At 42.1% G+C, this 18,205-nt stretch carries 14 protein-coding genes; 5 read left to right on the top strand and 9 right to left on the bottom strand.

The window, feature by feature from the left end; translation table 11 throughout:
• Nucleotides 1-22 precede the first annotated feature (22 nt).
• The 6 genes from JWG41_RS09795 to JWG41_RS09770 form a co-directional block, all read right to left on the bottom strand.
• A complete protein-coding gene (locus tag JWG41_RS09795) occupies nucleotides 23-1,543 on the bottom strand; it encodes a hypothetical protein (RefSeq protein WP_205269744.1) in 1,521 nt (506 codons plus the stop codon).
• 8 nt (nucleotides 1,544-1,551) lie between these two features.
• Nucleotides 1,552-2,889, bottom strand: a complete 1,338-nt coding sequence (locus JWG41_RS09790; protein WP_332461290.1) for an MBOAT family O-acyltransferase — start codon at nucleotides 2,887-2,889, stop codon at nucleotides 1,552-1,554.
• 163 nt (nucleotides 2,890-3,052) lie between these two features.
• Nucleotides 3,053-3,268 (bottom strand): hypothetical protein, encoded by a 216-nt coding sequence (locus JWG41_RS09785; RefSeq protein ID WP_083901925.1) that lies wholly within the window; start codon nucleotides 3,266-3,268, stop codon nucleotides 3,053-3,055.
• 865 nt (nucleotides 3,269-4,133) lie between these two features.
• Entirely contained in the window at nucleotides 4,134-4,559 is a 426-nt protein-coding gene (locus JWG41_RS09780) for a phosphatidylinositol phospholipase (protein WP_205269742.1), read from the bottom strand.
• 529 nt (nucleotides 4,560-5,088) lie between these two features.
• Nucleotides 5,089-6,087, bottom strand: coding sequence for a hypothetical protein (locus JWG41_RS09775; protein ID WP_205269741.1), 999 nt, complete (start codon nucleotides 6,085-6,087; stop codon nucleotides 5,089-5,091).
• Between the two features lie 2 nt (nucleotides 6,088-6,089).
• Nucleotides 6,090-7,406: a helix-turn-helix domain-containing protein gene (locus JWG41_RS09770; RefSeq protein ID WP_205269910.1), complete on the bottom strand. Its 1,317-nt coding sequence runs from the start codon at nucleotides 7,404-7,406 to the stop codon at nucleotides 6,090-6,092.
• A 229-nt stretch (nucleotides 7,407-7,635) separates the two neighbouring features.
• On the opposite strand from JWG41_RS09770, the gene JWG41_RS09765 reads away from it, so the two are divergent.
• From JWG41_RS09765 to JWG41_RS09750, 4 genes are all read left to right on the top strand, one after another.
• On the top strand, nucleotides 7,636-8,388 hold the full coding sequence (locus JWG41_RS09765) for a ParA family protein (RefSeq protein WP_205269740.1): 753 nt from the start codon (nucleotides 7,636-7,638) through the stop codon (nucleotides 8,386-8,388).
• The gene (locus tag JWG41_RS09760; RefSeq protein ID WP_205269739.1) at nucleotides 8,372-9,193 is read left to right on the top strand and encodes a ParB/RepB/Spo0J family partition protein; all 822 of its coding nucleotides are present in this window, start codon (nucleotides 8,372-8,374) and stop codon (nucleotides 9,191-9,193) included. The genes JWG41_RS09765 and JWG41_RS09760 overlap by 17 nt, the downstream gene beginning before the upstream one ends.
• Before the next feature lie 375 nt (nucleotides 9,194-9,568).
• Nucleotides 9,569-10,456, top strand: a complete 888-nt coding sequence (locus JWG41_RS09755) for a helix-turn-helix domain-containing protein (RefSeq protein WP_205269909.1) — start codon at nucleotides 9,569-9,571, stop codon at nucleotides 10,454-10,456.
• Nucleotides 10,457-10,507: 51 nt separating this feature from the next.
• Nucleotides 10,508-13,018, top strand: a complete 2,511-nt coding sequence (locus JWG41_RS09750) for a discoidin domain-containing protein (RefSeq protein WP_205269738.1) — start codon at nucleotides 10,508-10,510, stop codon at nucleotides 13,016-13,018.
• On the opposite strand, the gene JWG41_RS09745 is transcribed toward JWG41_RS09750, so the two are convergent.
• A complete protein-coding gene (locus tag JWG41_RS09745) occupies nucleotides 13,004-13,828 on the bottom strand; it encodes a 1,4-dihydroxy-6-naphtoate synthase (protein WP_205269737.1) in 825 nt (274 codons plus the stop codon). The genes JWG41_RS09750 and JWG41_RS09745 overlap by 15 nt on opposite strands.
• On the bottom strand, nucleotides 13,825-15,003 hold the full coding sequence (locus JWG41_RS09740) for an AZOBR_p60025 family cell surface glycopolymer formation protein (protein ID WP_205269736.1): 1,179 nt from the start codon (nucleotides 15,001-15,003) through the stop codon (nucleotides 13,825-13,827). Before JWG41_RS09740 ends, JWG41_RS09745 begins: the two co-directional genes overlap by 4 nt.
• Before the next feature lie 76 nt (nucleotides 15,004-15,079).
• On the opposite strand from JWG41_RS09740, the gene JWG41_RS09735 reads away from it, so the two are divergent.
• Entirely contained in the window at nucleotides 15,080-15,883 is an 804-nt protein-coding gene (locus JWG41_RS09735; protein WP_232373904.1) for a hypothetical protein, read from the top strand.
• Here JWG41_RS09735 and JWG41_RS09730 read toward each other — a convergent pair.
• Nucleotides 15,873-18,197 carry an ATP-binding protein gene (locus JWG41_RS09730; RefSeq protein WP_205269734.1) on the bottom strand — a complete coding sequence of 775 codons (2,325 nt, stop codon included), beginning with the start codon at nucleotides 18,195-18,197 and terminating at the stop codon, nucleotides 15,873-15,875. The two genes, JWG41_RS09735 and JWG41_RS09730, sit on opposite strands and share 11 nt — an antisense overlap.
• Nucleotides 18,198-18,205: the final 8 nt, after the last annotated feature.

Genomic DNA, 18,205 nt, shown 5'->3' with positions numbered 1-18,205 from the left:
AATGTAAGGATTGAAAAACATCCTATTTCGGAAAGAGATTTCCAATTCTTTTGGCATAAATCGGATTCATTTGTTCCATTCCGGTATATGTGAAGTGATGGAAGTCGGAAAAACCCTGCATGGGCAAACCTCGGTGGATGTCCCAATAATGGACAGACCCTCCGGCCAAAGATTCCAAATATGCTAGGTGGTCCCGATACCACTCGGAATCTTCATACCAGTCAAGTGAGATGGGACTCTCCGGATTGTTGATGAGTAAAAAACGAACATTTCGCTCTCGGAAATGATCTGTAATCTTTTTGAGATACCGAAAGTGGAAGTATGGTCGAAACGATTCCTCTCGAATTCTTTCTTTCGCCAATTTCAAAGCTACTAGGTATCCAATTCCGGGCCTTTTTTCCAAACCCTCGAGCAACCGGTAATTAAAATACTTCCGATACTCATCGTCTTTCATGCCCAAATACCGAAAGTCTTCCGTTCTTGGGTCACGTTCGTATTGGATTCCCGACCGGGCCTCTTCCAATCCAAAGGTTTGTTCGAGTCGCACGCCCATTGGGTCAAAATGGTAATCCAAATAAGCTCCCGTCGCTTGGTTGGCAAACCATACTCGCTCAAGTTTTACAGTGACTAACTTTTTATCTTCGAAGAATTTTGAATCCAACTGTAAATGAACCCAACCTTCTTTCGTGAGCAAAATTTCCTGGTTGCTTGTCCCATTCGAAATTTCCATCCGGCAAGGTTTCCCTGCCAAAAGAAAAGAGGTGACCTCCACCCAAAACCCTTTGTTTTTTATTTTCTCTGTGGGGAAAAAACTAAAATTTTGGCCTGTCCATCCGAGTCCATTGATGCCCTCTGGAATGAGGACACCGGCGTAGGCATGGTAACTGGTATTTCGCCCAAAGCGGTGTTGGACTAAATTCTGTAGATTTTGCAGATAAATGTCTTTATATCGATAAAAAGAAAACCCAGAGGAAATTAAGTATCTTGACCAAGTTTCTAGATCCATGGAAGAGCCGACCTCAGGCAATGTTTCCCAAGGAAAAACCCACAAAGACTGCGGGGCTTCTGTAAAGGTAAGTGCGTCCTTTACCACAACAGATTCATCTACAGAATCGTTCCCGCCATCAGGGAACATAACATAAGTTCGGTGAAGACGATAATCAATAAAATTAATCGGGTAAACTACAAGATCCGGCTCCAAAGGATCCAACCAATTCAGTAGTAAATATACATAAAGTGGACTATTCCCCGCATACGCTAAATAAAAAACATCCACGTCCAGGGCAAAATCCTTCTGGAGGGTTTCTTTTAGTTTACCGGCATCAATCGAATAATAAGCAATAGAACTTCCTACAATGATGATTCTTTTTTTGGTTTTGGGGAGATGACGAATCCTCTCATACTCATATAAAAAATTGAAAAAATGGTTCGTGTTCCAAGGAGATTCGTTGGGTAATAAAAACTGAAGTTTCCTAAAAACTAAAAAATCTAGGCTAAATAGAGAAATAAGAAAGAGGCATATAAATAATATCCGTTGTTTCATATACCTACCTAAAATACAAAATACACAAACGGTTTGCTATCCGCCGAAAACAAAACAATCAGAACGATAGAAACGGAAGCCAAAACTCCAAAAAAAGCAGTTTTTCCTAAGGAATTTTGCCATTTTTCAAACAAACCTAACAATCGCTTGTTGTCAGAAAAATAAAAACTACCGAAAAGATGCCCGAGAAGTATGATCAAGAAACAATAAAGAAAGTTCATTTCCATTGTGTAGGGGAGAGAAAAACCCTCTTTTTTAACAAAAAGCCCCTGTAGGTAGCACAGTGAACTATCAAAATTTACACTCCGAAAGAAAATCCAAAGCAAACTCACAAGAAGGAAGGTTCCCAAAATACGAATCGGCCGCATCCAAGAAAGGCACCATAACTTGGATCTTCCAGAAGACCATCTTTCCAAAATCAGTAAAATTCCGTGGCAGCTCCCCCAAATGACAAAATTCCAAGAAGCTCCATGCCAAAGCCCACCGATGGCCATTACGAGAAATAAATTCCTATAAGTGAAAAGTTCCCCGATTCGGTTTCCGCCGAGAGAGATATAAATATACTTTTTTAACCACTGGGAGAGAGAGATATGCCACCGGGTCCAAAACTCAGAAAACCCGGCCGAGAGATAGGGCATTTTAAAATTCTCCGGTAACCGAAACCCAAACATAAGTGCCGAACCTTGGGCAATGTCCGTATATCCCGAAAAATCGCAATATATCTGCAGGGAATAGGAAAACATACCAATCCATAGTGCCTTGGTCGAAACATCTGCTGGTCGCATAAAAACAAAGTCCGAAGTTTCTGCCAAATGGTCGGCGAGCACCATTTTCTTAAAAAGACCAAGTAGGATGAGAAAAACAGCAAAGAGGATGGGGGTTCTGAAAAAGGGAAGCGGCCTTCGAATTTGGGGCAAAAAGGACTTTGCGGTCACAATCGGACCTGCCACTAGCTGCGGAAAAAAGGACAAAAAAAGGAGATAGGACAAAAACTGTCTCTCCGGTTCCAATTCTTTCCGGTATACATCCACCAAATAGGAAATCGACTGGAAGGTGTAAAAAGAAATTCCCACAGGCAAAAGCCAATGGCTCCAGAAATCAGGATTCGTAGGATACAAACCAAATATATTTGCCCAATTTTCAGCAACAAACTGTCCATATTTAAAGAACCCTAAGATTCCGAGACTATTTATTAGAGAAATTGCTAAAATAAACCGGCGCCAGTTCTCCGAAATCACGACTCCAAGGAGTCTTGCTAAGGAAAAGTCAACAAAAGCAACCCAAACAAGTAGTAAAAAGTAAAAAGGATTCCAAAAACAATAGAAAAAAGCACTAACAATAAGCAAATAACTGACCAATATTAAACGGCTAAGTGCGTTGTAGAAGCTGTATCCTGGATTAATAATAAGCAGTAAATTGCGTAATATTTGCCAAAGGATAAACGATCCGAAAAAGAAAAGAGCATAAACTGCAGAATTGAAAAGCATAAACTAGATTAAATTTAAGCAATTATACATTATACTTGCATTTAACTCCACAATTGGGGCAGGTGCAAGTCACTTCTGCCTTCACTCGACGCCCTTGCGCCCCTTCCACCTTTCCCACCGCCACAAAATCAAAGACAATTCCCTCTGGAACAAAGTGCCCAGACCCGTATTTAGCCGTTCCTTCGATCAAATTGGAGCAGGCATGGCATTTCACCCTAAGTCGTATCGTTTCCGCCATAATAGAAAGAACGTTGGGCCGGAACACCCTGGTGGCAACCACTATTCAAACTACTGCCAATTTTACATACGGATGCATTTTGGCTACACATGACATTTTGTCACTATATTGATAGGATTTATCACCATTCCCACTTGAATCCTAGGGAATCGATATCGGCCCAGGTTTTAGTTACCCGAATGGATCTGCCCTGCACAAATGCCGGAAATTGGTCGTTTCAGTAGCCTTTTCCGGAGTTTTTACAGGACAATCTGACCCATTACCCAATTCGGAGCTTTCTATAAACAACAAAGCCTCCCCTTGCCTAATGGCTCCAAAAATGGCGAAATTACCCCTAAATTTGCCTAAATGGAACTATTTAGCATAGAATCGAAACTGCCCGCTTCTCGGCAGCTTTCAGGCTTTCCTAGTTTCATTTAGAGCCTTGCTTTGGATGTGGCGGTCTTTTGAAAAGAAGACGGGCCTTTGTCCAAACCAGTATTTTCTGGCAAAATCTGGGCACCGACCCAAATGCCTACCCCTTGTCCGCCGGATGACCAACATGCCGAGAATTGGTTGCCCAGGACAGAACACTAGCTGCCGTCCCGCGAACAGATGATAGGCACAAAACAAAAGCTAGGTGGCGGTGGGCAGGCAGATAGCCCCAGAATCGGCTTTCTCAATAAATGCCTAAATTTCGGCAGTTTTTATCGATAGATGGGTTGATTGGTGTTCTCGAGTGAATGAGGAACCTTTAAGCTTCCATAAATGCTTAAAAATGGTCATTTTTGTTGAATTTGATGCTATGTCCCCTACAGGACAGAATTCTGGATTCCGCCCTGTGTGCAGCACAGGAAGCGTTGCCACTAGGAAATATAGAGAGCTTTTAGGACTTTTTAGAAGAAGATTTGGGGGAAGGTTTCCCCTTCTTTACAGAACTTGCAGATTTGGATGTAGTACGTTTGGTTTTAGAGCTACTGCTGGATTGCTTTCTAGAGGACTTAGAGCCCGAGCGGTCCGCAGAAGATCTGTCCTCTTCTCCTGCCAAAAGGTCACTGGGAACCCGACCGTTGCGTTTGACCATGTAGATGAAATGTCGGACATACTGTGTGTATGGTTCCGGGATGGTCTTGGGGTCGAAGTTCTTAGCATCTTGGAGGAGCTGGTTGACAACGGCCAAAGGGAGGTCGTCCTTACTGGTTGCCATAAGAATTTCCAATCGTTTGCAGATCTCCGAGTCATTGACTTCGGTAGAGAGTTTTCGCATAGCATTGAGAAATTTTTGGAAGGCAACTCGCTTCGGCTGAGACATATCCCCAGAAAACCAAAAAGTCCTGGGCTGGCAATCGATTTTACAGAGAAATGCTTTGGGCCATTCTCAAAAACAGAAGCCTCTTCCAAGATCACTTTGTCTTCCATTTGGGAAAATGAACCATTCGAATTTAAGGAAACCGTCTCTGCATTTGGGAGAATCCCAAGGTGAGTTAACTCTTGCGCCGATGCATCGGAAGAAACGAAGGCTATTGTTGTTTGTATTTCTGAAGCGGGAATTGCATCAAAGGCAAGTTCCTTTTCTGCTGTCACAACCACTTCTAGAACCAAACCATCGCGAAGCTCAATTGGTGTTAAAAGTTCATCGTTTGGAATGATCACAGGGAGGTCGGCTTCGTTTGCGAAAAGACCGGAGATAGGAAAAATAAAAAACATAGAGAGCAGAACCAGAAGGGCGCTCTTTTGCAACTTTTGTGCCAGATTTTTTATTTTTTCCGAGAAAATCATAGGATTATCCTCAGTTTTCATCGAAATCAGGGAAAAATAAAGCTTTTTTTAGTCGATTTTGGCTATTTTTTTAGGATTTGGGAGCGGACCCGAAGTTTCCATTCCCAGAGAACAATTTCATGTTCCAGGTCTTGGGCCGTCTCTTGTTCCTTAGCAAGTAAGGCATAAATCATATGAGAGATCTCTTTGGAAAAACCTGAGTCCAATTCCTTTTCGAAACCTTCCACACGATATTCCAAAATGAGAACTGCCAACCGAAAGGCTTCTGTCATAGCAATGAGTTGCGGTTTGACTACATCCAATTCTGGTTTTTTTAATTCGTTTTTGATCATCACATCCAAGAAGGTTCGGATGAACATAACATCATCGGACGAGAGATGGAAATCGAGAAGGAGTTGTTTTACCTTATCCAGCTCCATAGCTCGGAGGTGGATTCTGGCCAAGAAGACCGGATTTTCGCTATAGGTATTTAAGTTCTGGTTTTTGGCAACGTCAGTGGCACGGACCTTATCATAATCGACCACACCCTTGTCTTTGGATTCGTCTGTTTTTGGAGACTGCGATTCTGCCGAAGTATTGATCCTTTTTTTGATCACAAGGATGTTCATACTGGGGTATCGGATCTTAAAGGAAACCATGTCCGAGCGGGGGATTTCTTCATCGACCACCAAAAACTGGGCCTGCTCTCCCCTCTCCCAAGCCGCCATCAATTCTTCTTTATTTTTGTAATGATAGATGACAACGGGTAGAACATCGCTAAGACTCCCCGTGCCTAAATAGATGGTTTTGATTTCGTTGGAAAATCCATGTTGGTAGGGGATGACGAGTTTACTTGCTTTGACATTGACAAAGGAAAGTTCTCCCAAATGGAAATGGGAGACATCAAAATCGTCTCCGAAAAACCCAACCCGGGGCACATTGACGACGATGGAATTATTCCTGGCACCCTTCGGAACTTCTGGGCCTGTTTCCGTAAAAACGACGTAGGTGAGCTTGGAAAGTCGGACTTTGACGAGAAAGCCAGCAGGGGTTTTCCGCTCTTCGTATACAGTATCATCCATCTTTACATTAAACCAAGTTGTTTCATTTTATATTGGAGGGATCCCCTCGAAATACCTAAGGCCTTTGCCATCCGGATTTGGTTGCCAGAAAAGATCCGCATAGCCAGAAGAATCTTCTGCCTTTCTAAGGCCTCTGTTCCACGCCGCAAGTCTAAATCTTCTGCATCGGGAATCTCTAAATCCATCTTGAATTTTCCGGGTTCCAAGTCTGCGGGTTCCACCTGGTTTGAACGACAAGTTAAAATCCCGGTGAGAATTGCATTTCGCAAATCAGTAAAATTTCCCGGATACGATCTAAATACCAATTCCTGCAAACTCAAAGCCCCTAATTTCAAACCCGACCGGTTCTGGGAATTACACAATTCTTCAAATATGGCCTGGACCAAAGTTTGCAATTTTGCTTTCGGAAGGAACCTGAGGGATGGTAGTACCAACGAATTTTTTCGCAAAAATCTTTCAAACTCGGGTAATAATTCCTGGCTCATTTCCTCAGGCCCGAGTAAAAATAGAGACCCAGAATATCCAGACTTTGACCACCAATCCGAAAGGATTTGCTGCTGGCCTAAACTCAAAGCATGGATTCCGACGAGGACCAAACTTCCCTGGCGAGACTCACTCCCCCAAACGGCAAGGGCCTTTTCCAATTTCCCAAAATGGTCTGGCAAAGATTCTACAACGAGAAAGGGGGCTCCGGGCAGCTGGGACTGGTGGATCCATTTGGCCAAAGTCTTCTTTCCGGAACCGGAGGGACCAAGGATGGTAAGGACTTTTTGTTTAGTAAATTCCGAGATTGCCAAATCTAAATTGGGAATTTCTCTGCGAGATAAGGAAAGTGAATTGTCTACAAAGACCGTTTCTTTGGCCACGAGACTGGGCCTGGTTTTACCCCACTCATTCCCAATTTTTTCAGAAAGGAGGGTGAGGAAAATTCCTGCGGGAAGCGATAGAGAATCGTCCATTTCGGCGAGTAGAAAACCGATTTCTTTTTGGGCGGATCGGATCCGAATGGTCATCGCATTTGTTTTTTTGCTGAACAATTCAAACTCGGTTCCGGAGAAAAAGATAGGTTCCTGAGAGCGCATTAACTCTTCCCAATGTTCGGAACCGCGATTCAAAAATGAATAATAGAAGCCGTCTTCTCCGTATCCAAAACTGGCAGACTCATAAAATGAATCTTCATCTTCTGCTTTCAAAACAACCACTCCGGCAGAAAAACCAAGCTCTGTACATAACCCATCCCACAAAAGAGGAAGGACAGAATCCATCCAATCCTTGCCTATTTTTTCGGAGGCAAGTAGGGAAATGGCTTGAGAAGGCATGCTATGAAACTGTTTAAATTTAATCACTTTGTCAAGTACGTACCTATTTGAATGTCGGATGTCCGACCAAAAGAAAGGAGATAGTTTTTGCTAATTTTCAGTATGTCGGATGTCCGACAATGGAGAGAGAAGAGACCAAAAAATCCTTTTTTTGCTCCATTCTAAAAATACAATTGATCCCAAATTTTCGGCAGGAAAGCATACCATTTGGGAAGGGAAAAAGAGATAGATGATCACCATTGCAGTTGCGAACCAAAAAGGCGGAGAAGGAAAAACGACTACTTCTTTGAATCTTGCCATGGGGTTGGCCCGTCGGAATCTTAAGACCCTCCTCATCGATATGGATCCTCAGGCGAATTCTACAGGAATTTTTCTGAACCCAGAGACCGTTGAGAAAGACCTTGCCCATCTCTTCCAAAATTCTGCCAGCCTCAAAGAAATTATAACGCCGGCGTATAACGAGCATTTGTGGGTAGCCCCATCTAGCATGCGTTTGGCGGAAATGGAAACAGTTTCCGTAAACTCCGTGGAGGCCCCTTATATTTTAAGGGACTCACTTTCTTCGGTAAAGGAATTTGATTTTGTCATTATTGATTGCCCTCCTTCCCTTTCCATCTTCACAGTGAATAGTCTTGTGGCCGCAAACTTTGTCCTCATCCCCCTCCAAGCAGAAAAGTTTTCTATGGACGGGATCATGGGATTACAACAGACAATTTCCTCGATCAAAAAGAGGATCAATCCCGATCTAGAAATTTTAGGGGCTCTCATCACCCAACTCAAACCCCAAACCCTTCTCACAAAAACCATCCTTCCGGTTTTGACCAAATACTTCCGCATCTTTGAACATACGATTTCGGATGGAGTGGCCATCGGAGAAAGCCATCTGGCCAAAAAATCGGTATTTGATTACAACCGAACTTCTCGCCAGTCCCAAGAGTATGAAGGTTTTATTGAGGAGGTTTTAAATGAGCTTAAAAAGTAAACGCCTCGGAACTCTAGCCGATATCTACCAAGCGGAAAATTTGGATGGAACCATTCGAACCATTCGTATGGACAGAATCCTACCCTCCGAACACCAACCGAGACAAGAAAGAAAAAAGGGAATCGAAGAGCTCGCACAAACCTTAAAGGTCGATGGTCTCTTACAACCCATCATTGTGTCCAAAGGGGAACGGGAAGGGCATTATAAAATCATCGCGGGAGAAAGAAGATACCATGCCGCCAAATCCCTTGGCTGGGCCGAGATCGAGTGTAAGATCCTAAACCGCCCTGATAAAGAAATCTATAAACTCGCTGTCATTGAAAACTTACAAAGGGAGAACCTATCCCCCTACGAAGAAGTGGATGCCCTACTCTTTCTCAAAAATTCCCATAACTACACCGATCAGGAATTAGGTGACCTTTTTGGGAAAAGTCGCAGTTATATGACAGAAGTCCTTTCCATCACCTCGATGTCGAAAGAAGACCTGGACAAATGCAAAAAGAACGAAATCTACAATAAGAACCTTCTTGTCCAAGCAGCCCAGGCCGCAAAAAAAGGAAGTCTCGACGATTTTTTAACCCTATTCCACAAAGGGGCTCTAAAGACTGTCAAGGACGCCAAAGACTTCAACAAACAAGTGAAATCAGGGGAACCGGGTTCCGCGAAAAATTCTCTTTTTTCTGGGTATAAAATTCGTAGAACAGGGACGGGAATTCAGATTCTGTCGGACGACGAAATTTTACTCGGAGACATCTACAAATTCATCCGCAAAGAATTAGTCAAAAAATACGGGGATTCGGCGTAACCTAGACAAGTACTAAGCAGTCAAGTACTTAGGAAAAAAATTTATAGTACAGCTCAGGAAAAATGCTGTACGAACTTGACATCTGCCGGAATCCGACAATAATGTGACATAATAAAACTGATTTGAGTTTGAGCAGGCGTTTCTTGTAACCCAAGAGACGGGGGATTTGTAGTATCCCAACCCGAAATATAAAAAAATTCCCCTGGTGATCCAGGGGGTCGGGGTTTCCCGAAGGAATGTTGTTGGATGAGACATAATTAACATTATGTCAGATAATGTCAACTCCTTCGTAAAATTTGCTTAAATTTGGTTTAATTTTTGCAGAAAAGCGGAGGAGCTTTTGTGAGCGACCAGCGGCATCCCTATATCCGACTGATGACCGACATCATAGATTCTGGTGTTTGGGCTGGCCTTTCCCATGCCGCCAAAACACTCTACCCGGTTCTATTGAAATTCAGTGACTATAATTTCAAACCGGTTTGGCCCAATACAGAAACATTGATGCGGCTCACCGGTTTCAAAACCAAAAAATCCATTGTCTCAGCAAAAAAGGAACTCACACGTGCGGGCCTACTCTACCAAGTTCCCGGCAATGGACGAACCTCGACCCGGTACCATTTTTCCTTCCACTATGAGGGTTCCAGAATTACCCCCCTGGGGGATACGAGCGTAACCCTCAGGGGGTCCGAATCGGAGACCTCAGGGGGTTCAAAACCTGTCGGTAAGGGGGGTGCTGACGGAACCCCTAACCATATTAATATAACTATATCTAATACAAACAATATACCTGCGGTGCCCGCGCCTTTGGAATTGGCTAAAGAAAAGGAAGAGAAAAAAGCGTTCGAAACTTTAGTGGAACTCTTTGGACCTGAAATTGCGCTGGAAGCATATCGAAAGGCTGTCTCTTTACATATGGAATCGAACGCATCCTATGTCCAATCTCTCTGCAGGGAGTTAGTCTCCACGCAAAGAAAGGAAGTGATTAAAACTGGGCAGAAAGTTTTCACGGAAGAACCCTTTTCTCACCCGGCTTCTTGGGTTGGATTTTTAGATTGGGCAAGCAAAGAATTGACCCAATCCTCTTGGAACCAATTGGAGCGAATCGAAGTCCAGACTGACGGGAACGTGATTGTTGTTTCCTCACCTCTCCAAGGACATTTACGCCAAATTGTGAATATGTATTTTACGGAACGAGTGAAACCGGCAGTTCTCGTTGTATTTTCAGAGAAAGAAGAAGGATCACGCCTCAGTGAAATTCGATAGACTGGATACAAAAACGGTAATTTTTGGAAGGAATCAGAATCAAAAAGCGCAATGAAAGATCATTTAATCCGCACAAGCCACCCCTACTCTCTACCGATCAAATCAGTTTCCACTTCGGGAACTTTCGAAGTCAAAAATGAAGAATTTTTATCCTTTTTTGAAGAAAAGGAGCAGTCTTCCCTTTCCTCCATCATTTTTCAATTTGATGACGTTGTGTATTTCAATGGGATTGAGCTTTTACCAGGAAAAGATGGATTGGATTTCTTTCCCGATTCCTTCCGGTTTGAATTATCCCACGACGGAAAGTACTGGGAACCCATTTTACAAGAGTCTTCTTTTCGGAAGTCTTTTAAAACATCAGCCAAATGGCTTTTTTCTCTTACTAGCGCTCGTTATGTGAAGTTTGTCTCGAAAATTTCGAGAAAAGCCAGTAACGGAAAAAATCGGATTAGTTTTGGTCAGTTAAAAATTCTCATCACTGGGATCCAGTCCATCCAGGCAAGTTCTGAATTTGACCGGTTGTATGTAAAAGAAAATCTTTTTGATACAAGACCTGACTATGGATGGTCTTCCAAAAAGAAAGAAGAACCAGAAGAGGAATATTTGATTTTGGATATGGGTTCTGTGAACCGCATTGAAGAGATGCGAATGCTTACAAAAAACGATCCTATAACTAATTTCCCCGAACGTTTTGTTACCTATTATAGCGAAGATGATCTGACTTGGCACCAGTTACATGAAGAGAATTTCTTTTTATCAGAACCAGGCACTTGGTATAAGTGGAGGTTTTCTGCGGTAAACCTTCGATTTTTAAAATTGGTTTTTTTCCAAGAGAAACAACCGAACAAAAAAGATTACATTACAGAAGTCATCGAACTCGAGTTATATTCTAGCCCAGATAAAAAAGATTACGGTGGTCCGACAAGAGAACCCCTCCCCTATGCTTCCGTCCTTCGTTCCGGGATCATTCGCCTTGCTGTGGATGGAGAGGTCAAAGAAGGAGTTGTGGTTCAGGCAAATGACAGACGCCTTCGGGATGCCACTACGGAATACCGTGGGATTGTGGAATTGGCATCGGATGGGGAAGAAAAACCGGGAGTTGCCGTCCAAGGAAATGATAAACGCCTAAAAATTGCCACCGAACTCACCCATGGTCTGGTTCGTTTGTCAAGAAGCGGAGAAGCCCGTCCTGGGCTTGTCGTACAATCTGATGATGAACGTTTGCGTAGTGCTTCAACCGATCATCCTGGTATTGTTGAACTCGCGTTAGACGGTGAAACTCGTCCGGGTGTGGTGGTGCAAGGAAATGATTCTCGTCTCCGTGTTGCCACAAAAAAATCCATTGGTCTTGTGCAACTGGCGGATGCAGGAGAAGTGGCTCTTGATAAAGTGGTGACTGGGGATGACCCAAGACTTCGTGATGCTACAAACACGGCAAAAGGAATTGTGCAACTCGCACCTAACGGTGGAGAGGAGCCGAATACTGCTGTCCAAGGGAACGATAAACGTCTGAGACAGGCGAGTACAGAGTTACATGGAATTGTGCAGCTGGCCCACTCTGGTGAAACAAAACCTGGTGCCGTTGTCCAAGGAAACGACAAACGTCTTGCGAAAGCTGGATTTGCCGATGCCGGAATTGTATTACTGGCAAATCACGGTGAAGCTGTTCCTGGTAAGGTGGTGCTTTCTGATGATCCTAGGTTGTCTGACAAAAGGGATCCGAAACCACACACCCACCCTTACGCAGAAAAAGAACATGATTTTAACTCCCATACAGGACTTTTGAAAATCACGGGAGAAGCCGAGGGATCATCCAAAGGTTTCATTCCCCCACAGGCAAAAGATGCCATCATTTACGGAAAAAATACAAAAGTAGGATCGGGGATTGCAGGAATTTCTTCGGGAACTGGTGTCTCTGGATTCGGAGATTCGATTGGAGTGTATGGAATTTCGAAAGGAAAAGATTCAAAACAATCCGCCGGAATTTTAGGTGCCGGGACTACGGCACCGGGTGGTCGTTTTCTATCACAATCTGATTTTGCTCTTATTGTGGATGGAAAAGGAATTCCGGAATTGGAACTTTCTGGTTCTGGAAAAGCCATCTATGCGAACGGAGAGTCCTTGTTTGAAGGGAATCTTCGCATTACAAAAGAAGGTGGTGAAGAGTGTATTGCTCGTTACTTCCGACTGGATGGGAAAGATGTTGTGACTGCGGGAGATCTTCTTGTGGCAACGGAAGAGCCGGGAGTTCTCGGAAGGTCCAAACACCCCTACTCTACAAACGTCATTGGTGTTTGTGTGGCAAGTGCCCATGTGATCTTTGGTAAACAAGAAAAGACTGTGGAATACGTGCTTGTAGCACTACTTGGAATCACAAAATTGCATGTGGATGCAACGCAAGTGCCGATTTATCCAGGTGACCTTTTAGTTTCTGGATTATCGTCTGGTCATGCAGTGAAAGCGGATCCGAGTAAATTGAAACCGGGGATGCTTGTGGCTAAAGCCATTGAAGCTTGTAAACGAGACAAAGGAAATATCCTTTGTCTGTTAACTTTCTCCTAAAAACAAAGGTAACGAGGTGGGTTTTTGAATAAAACCTGCCTCGGTTGCGCGCTTTAAAAGATATTCTACGGCACCCTGCCCTTCCTTCCCTAAATTTTTAGTAAATCCATTCACATACAAATTTATATGAGATTTGATTACCGCATCTTCTTTGTTTTGTGAATTTGCACGAATGTAATCCATCATTTCTTTGGGTTCCAAATAGGCAGCTTCTAAGCTTTGTCTCAGATTCGATTGGAACTTTAACGCTTCCTCTCTTGGGATATCGCGGCGGATAGCAATGGCACCTAAAGGGATGGGATAACCCGTAGAACTCTCCCACCATTCCCCGAGATCCACTACCTTTTCCATCCCCCTTGCTTCATACGTGAACCGTTCTTCGTGGATGATCACACCTAAACTGTCGTCTTCACTGGTTACCTTGGGAATGATTTCATCGTATCGTAATGGAGTGGGATTTTGTTTTCCATTGGTATATAAGGACAAAAGGAGGTTTGCTGTGGTAAGTTTGCCTGGAATGTATAGGTTTTTGTAATTGGAGAGATCTGTGTTTGTATTTTTTTTTCGAACGAGTAAGGGTCCACAACCTCTTCCCAAAGCAGAACCTGTTTCGAGTAAAATGTATTTGTCTATGATTTGGAAATAAGCAGCAAACGAAAGTTTTGTGACTGGAAATTTTCCTTGGAATGCGAATTCGTTTAGGTTTTCTACATCATAGAGTTCTTCTTTCACTGGGTAATTTGCATTACGGATCAGATGATAAAAGAGGAAAGTATCGTTGGGACAAGGGGAATAGGCAAGAGATATCATAGGCTAAAGAAAAACTCCTTCGTGGGTGTGATCCAAAGGATCCGGATGATTAAAAAGAAAAACAAGGTAATGGAGATGCCGAGAAATAGGCGTAAAAAAGGTCTTTTGGATGCCCCTTCGAGTAACAAAGAAAAAGGTAAAATCAGTGTGAACATCCGGCTGAGATTATCAAAAGACCTCCAATAGCCTTGTTCTGCAATGAGGATCACAAACAAACTTCCAAGAATCGGAATGAGTAGATCCACATTCTTAGAAAAGGATTCTTTTAGGGATTGAACGCTGACAACAGACAGGACAAGAAAAGAGATAAAGAATAGAATTTTCGGAATTTCTTTGAGTTTGAATTGGAAGGACTCCCCTTCCTTAAAACTTTTGAAAAAACCAAACAATGGAAGGTCTGTCATATCTCGAAATCCAAGAGGATTGGTACCTAAGTGGTTCGGAGGATGGATGAGTCCATATACCACCAAACAGAAAAATGCGAAGCCGGGAATGGAATAAAGAAATACATCTTTCCATTTTTTTTCGAGTAATGCCTTAAAAACAATCGGAACAAGAAATAAAACTCCCAATTCGCGAGTGATTACCATCAAAAGAAAAAAGAAAACAGCGAGGAAAGTTTTTTTGTTTCTAAAGAAATAGAAAGCGATGATTCCGAAACTGACAAAAAGAGAATCGGCAACAAGGAGTAGATTGGCATTTAAAGAAAAAGGAGAAAATAGATAAAAGACAACAAACCATTTTTTGGATTCTGGAAGAAGTGAATACAAACAAAAGACAGATAGAAAAAATAGGAGAAAAAGAAAGAGGATGGTGATTAAGGGATAATGAGAAAATCCAATCACTGCAGAAAAAACACCGGCAAATAGAGAAAGTCCGATTCTATGAAACCGGAAGTGGTAAGAGTCTACAATTAGGCCCCAATCTCCATAGGCAAACAAGTCTTTTGCGAGAAAATAGAAGAATTGGCCATCATAACCACCCGATTTGTAGATTACGAAATTCGAATCGACCAGGGTGGGATTGATTTCGTAGAATCCTTCCCAAATCCCAATCAGTGCCGAAAGGGAGTGATCATAGGGAGCTGTTTTGTAGTAAATCAGTCCCCCTAGCCCGCAAATGAAAATTAAGATTAGAAACCAAAGTTGGCGTAGCTTCACTCTTCCATTTTGCAAAATTTAACAGATTCGAAAAGGAATTTCTCTGGAATTTTACGAAGATTCTGACAGTTTGTATCCAAAGTTGGGGCAAATGAAAGAAGTTCTCGTTACAATCCAAAGTGTTTACCAGTATTTAGAAAAACTGGGCCCCAAAAAATCCTTCCAGATTTTGAAGAATCTGGGTTACGAAAAGTTACTTTCGCTCACGGGAAAGGTTCCTAAAGAGAGGCTGATTGTACTCACACAAAAGTTAAGTGAAGATACGGTGGTTGAACTCGTAAAACAAATCCCTGAGAAAATTCTTGTGGAGATGATCCGAGAGAATGAGGACGATGATTTAGTTTATTTTATTCATTCTTTACCAATGGCAGATTTGGCTCTTGTGTCTCGGAGCATTCCTCCTCATGATGTGGGCTTACTTGCCAAAACTTTGGGTAAAGAAACCAGTGTCGAAATTTTAAAAACTTTAGGGATTCAAAAATCCATTGCTCTACTCAAAGAAATTCCGATGAAAGATTTTCTTTGGCTTGTGAATGAGATTCATGTAGGGCCTATCATTCAACTTGTTAGCGAACTTTCCGTTGCGGATTGTAAAAAATGGATCAAACAACGCGGTCTCGAAGAACTCCCAATACTCATCAAATTTTTTGGGGTTTCCCAAGCGCTTACCATTTTTAAAAAGTTGGGGATGAACCAAGCATTGGATATGATGCATTTGCTTGGGACTCGGGAGATGTTGGAATTGTCTTTACTATTATCTAAGATGCATCTGGAGGAAAAAAATATTCCTTCCCTTGTTGTATTGAAACCAAATGATCTGTCTTCCAAAAACAATTCGAAACCAGCACCGAAGAAAAAACAAATTCCGAAAAAGAAAAAAACTTCTAAACGTTAATATTCACTTTGGGGAAGTAGATGGTAAATTTACTTCCCTCTCCCATCGTACTATCTACAGAAATTTCACCGGACATTTTGTCCACGAGGGATTTGACAATGGAGAGTCCAAGGCCCGTTCCACCAATTTTTTTATTATCTGATGATGGGATGCGAAAGAACCGATCAAAAATTTGGTTTTTGTAGTTAGGATCAATTCCAATCCCTGTGTCTTCGACAGTGATTTCAATTTTTCCATTGGTTTCTCGGATGGAGATACCAATCTTTCCTTTGAATGTATACTTCAGAGCATTCACATAGAGGTTGGTAATGATTTGCGAAAATTCAAATTTGATCCCCCTTAGAAAAAAACCTTTTTTGAGTGAGAGGTCCCACTCGATAGGTTTTCCTTTTGCCAGGTGAGAGTTCATGTGGATGACATCTTCTATGACGGCAACGGGATCAAAAATTTCTACTACTTCGGCTTCCTTATCTTTTTCCCGGGATGTGGTTAGTTTTAGTAAGTTTTCGATTAGAAAGCTAAGTCTTTTGGCATTTTTATCGATAACTTCCAACATATTTTTGTGTTCGGTGTTAAATGGTAGTGAAGTATCGGATTTAAAAAATTCCAAATATCCTCTGATATTTGTCATAGGGCTTCTGAGTTCATGACTTACATTGGAAATAAATTCGTGTTGCAAGCGTTCTTGTTCTTTTCTCTCCGAGTTCGGTCGGAATTGTACTTGGTAACGTTTTTTTGGAGAAAGCAAAATGGATGTAAAACTAATGTCCACTTCTAGTTTACTCCCATCCTTTGCGAGAATTTCGACATCGGGAAGGGACATCATGGTATCAGAAGATAGATCGGAACCAAACCGGAGTTGGTTGGATACTTGGTTTCCTAAAATAATATCTTCAATATTCATTTTAGTGATATCACCACGAGTGTAACTGGTGAGCGATCGGAACTGGTGGTTTGCTTCTAAAATACTTCCTGTATCCGCATCCACAAGAGCGATGGCTTCTCTGGAAAATTCGAATAGATAGCGATATTTTTCTTCCGAGTATTGGAGATCCACGGCGGAACGGTCCAATTTAATTTCTAAAATGGAGATTAAATTTTCGAGTTCAGTGATCTCTTCTCTTTGTAGTTCCATTTTTGCGTTAAAAGAATCTAACATGGAGTTTACGAGAACTTTGACTCGATTGTCTAACTGTAATGTTTCATCCGAGTTGATTCTGGAGTTATAGTTTCCTTGCAGAATGTCCAAAACAACTGAGTTTACATCGACGATTAAATGTCTGACAGCATTGAGTTTTCTGTAATTGATTTGGGATGGAGCATGGAGTTTTGATTCTGCGGGTTCTTGGAAACTACTCAGTTTCCTAACATCAAAAACTTTTTTTGGTTCTAGGGCAGAAAGAATTTCATCAAAGTCGAGAGCTGACTTTACAGCTTCTGGTTGTATGACCCGTCGGATAAGCCGGAAATACACATCTTTTAGGAGTGGGTTGAGTGTTGTTTCGTCTCCCTTGTAAGAGAAAACTCCCTTTTGCAACAGCGGGTGTGCATTGAGTAGGTTTTTTGTTTCCCCTACTCTAAGATGTGGGTAATAATGAGAAAGTTGTAAGTCTTCCCATAAATTTCCTGTAGTCAATTGGTTTGTGTTTTGTAAAAGGTCTATGGCTTTTTTGACAGCAAGAAGTACACCAGAGATTTCCCTTCCTGTTTTTAAAACAGCATCACCACTAAATGCTAGTAAGGTGGATGGGAAAAAAGATTTGGTTTCTAGAATCGGTAATTCGAGTGTGTTTGCAAAATCTTGAAAGTTTCTAAGAAAGGGACTTGAAAATGGATCAGAGACAAGACCAAGACATGATGGTTTTAAAAATTCTTTTTCTTCTAAAAAACCTGGGGTGTCAACGTAGCGAACTTTGACAGGATTTTTGGGAGCATACTCCTCTAAAAATTTTTCTGCATAGAGTCTTTCTACAGAATATTGGTGTGGAACGGGTAATATATATGCTTTGTTTCGAGTGAGGTCTTCTGGTTTGAATTGGAACCGAGAATAGAATGATAATGGAGAATGGTAGAGATAGATCCCTTTATAGATGCGTTTGAGTTTGGATTTTTTTAAGAAACTATCTTGTAAGTAAGCAATCGTGGGGACTTCCCCTGCCTCCACTCGACCAGCGTCCAGTAAGGGCATAATTGCTTTATGGTGTGTGTTGACGTGGAGAGTGACTTTGACGCCGAATTCTTCAAAGTATCCCTTTTTGTAGGCAACTACAACTGGTAATGAACTAAGGCGACTTGTTATACAAATCTGGATCACATGGCAAC

Source organism: Leptospira chreensis, assembly GCF_016919165.1.
Lineage (GTDB): Bacteria > Spirochaetota > Leptospiria > Leptospirales > Leptospiraceae > Leptospira_A > Leptospira_A chreensis.
Note: the sequence above shows the minus strand (reverse complement) of the source record. Positions and strands in the feature narration are given on the sequence as shown.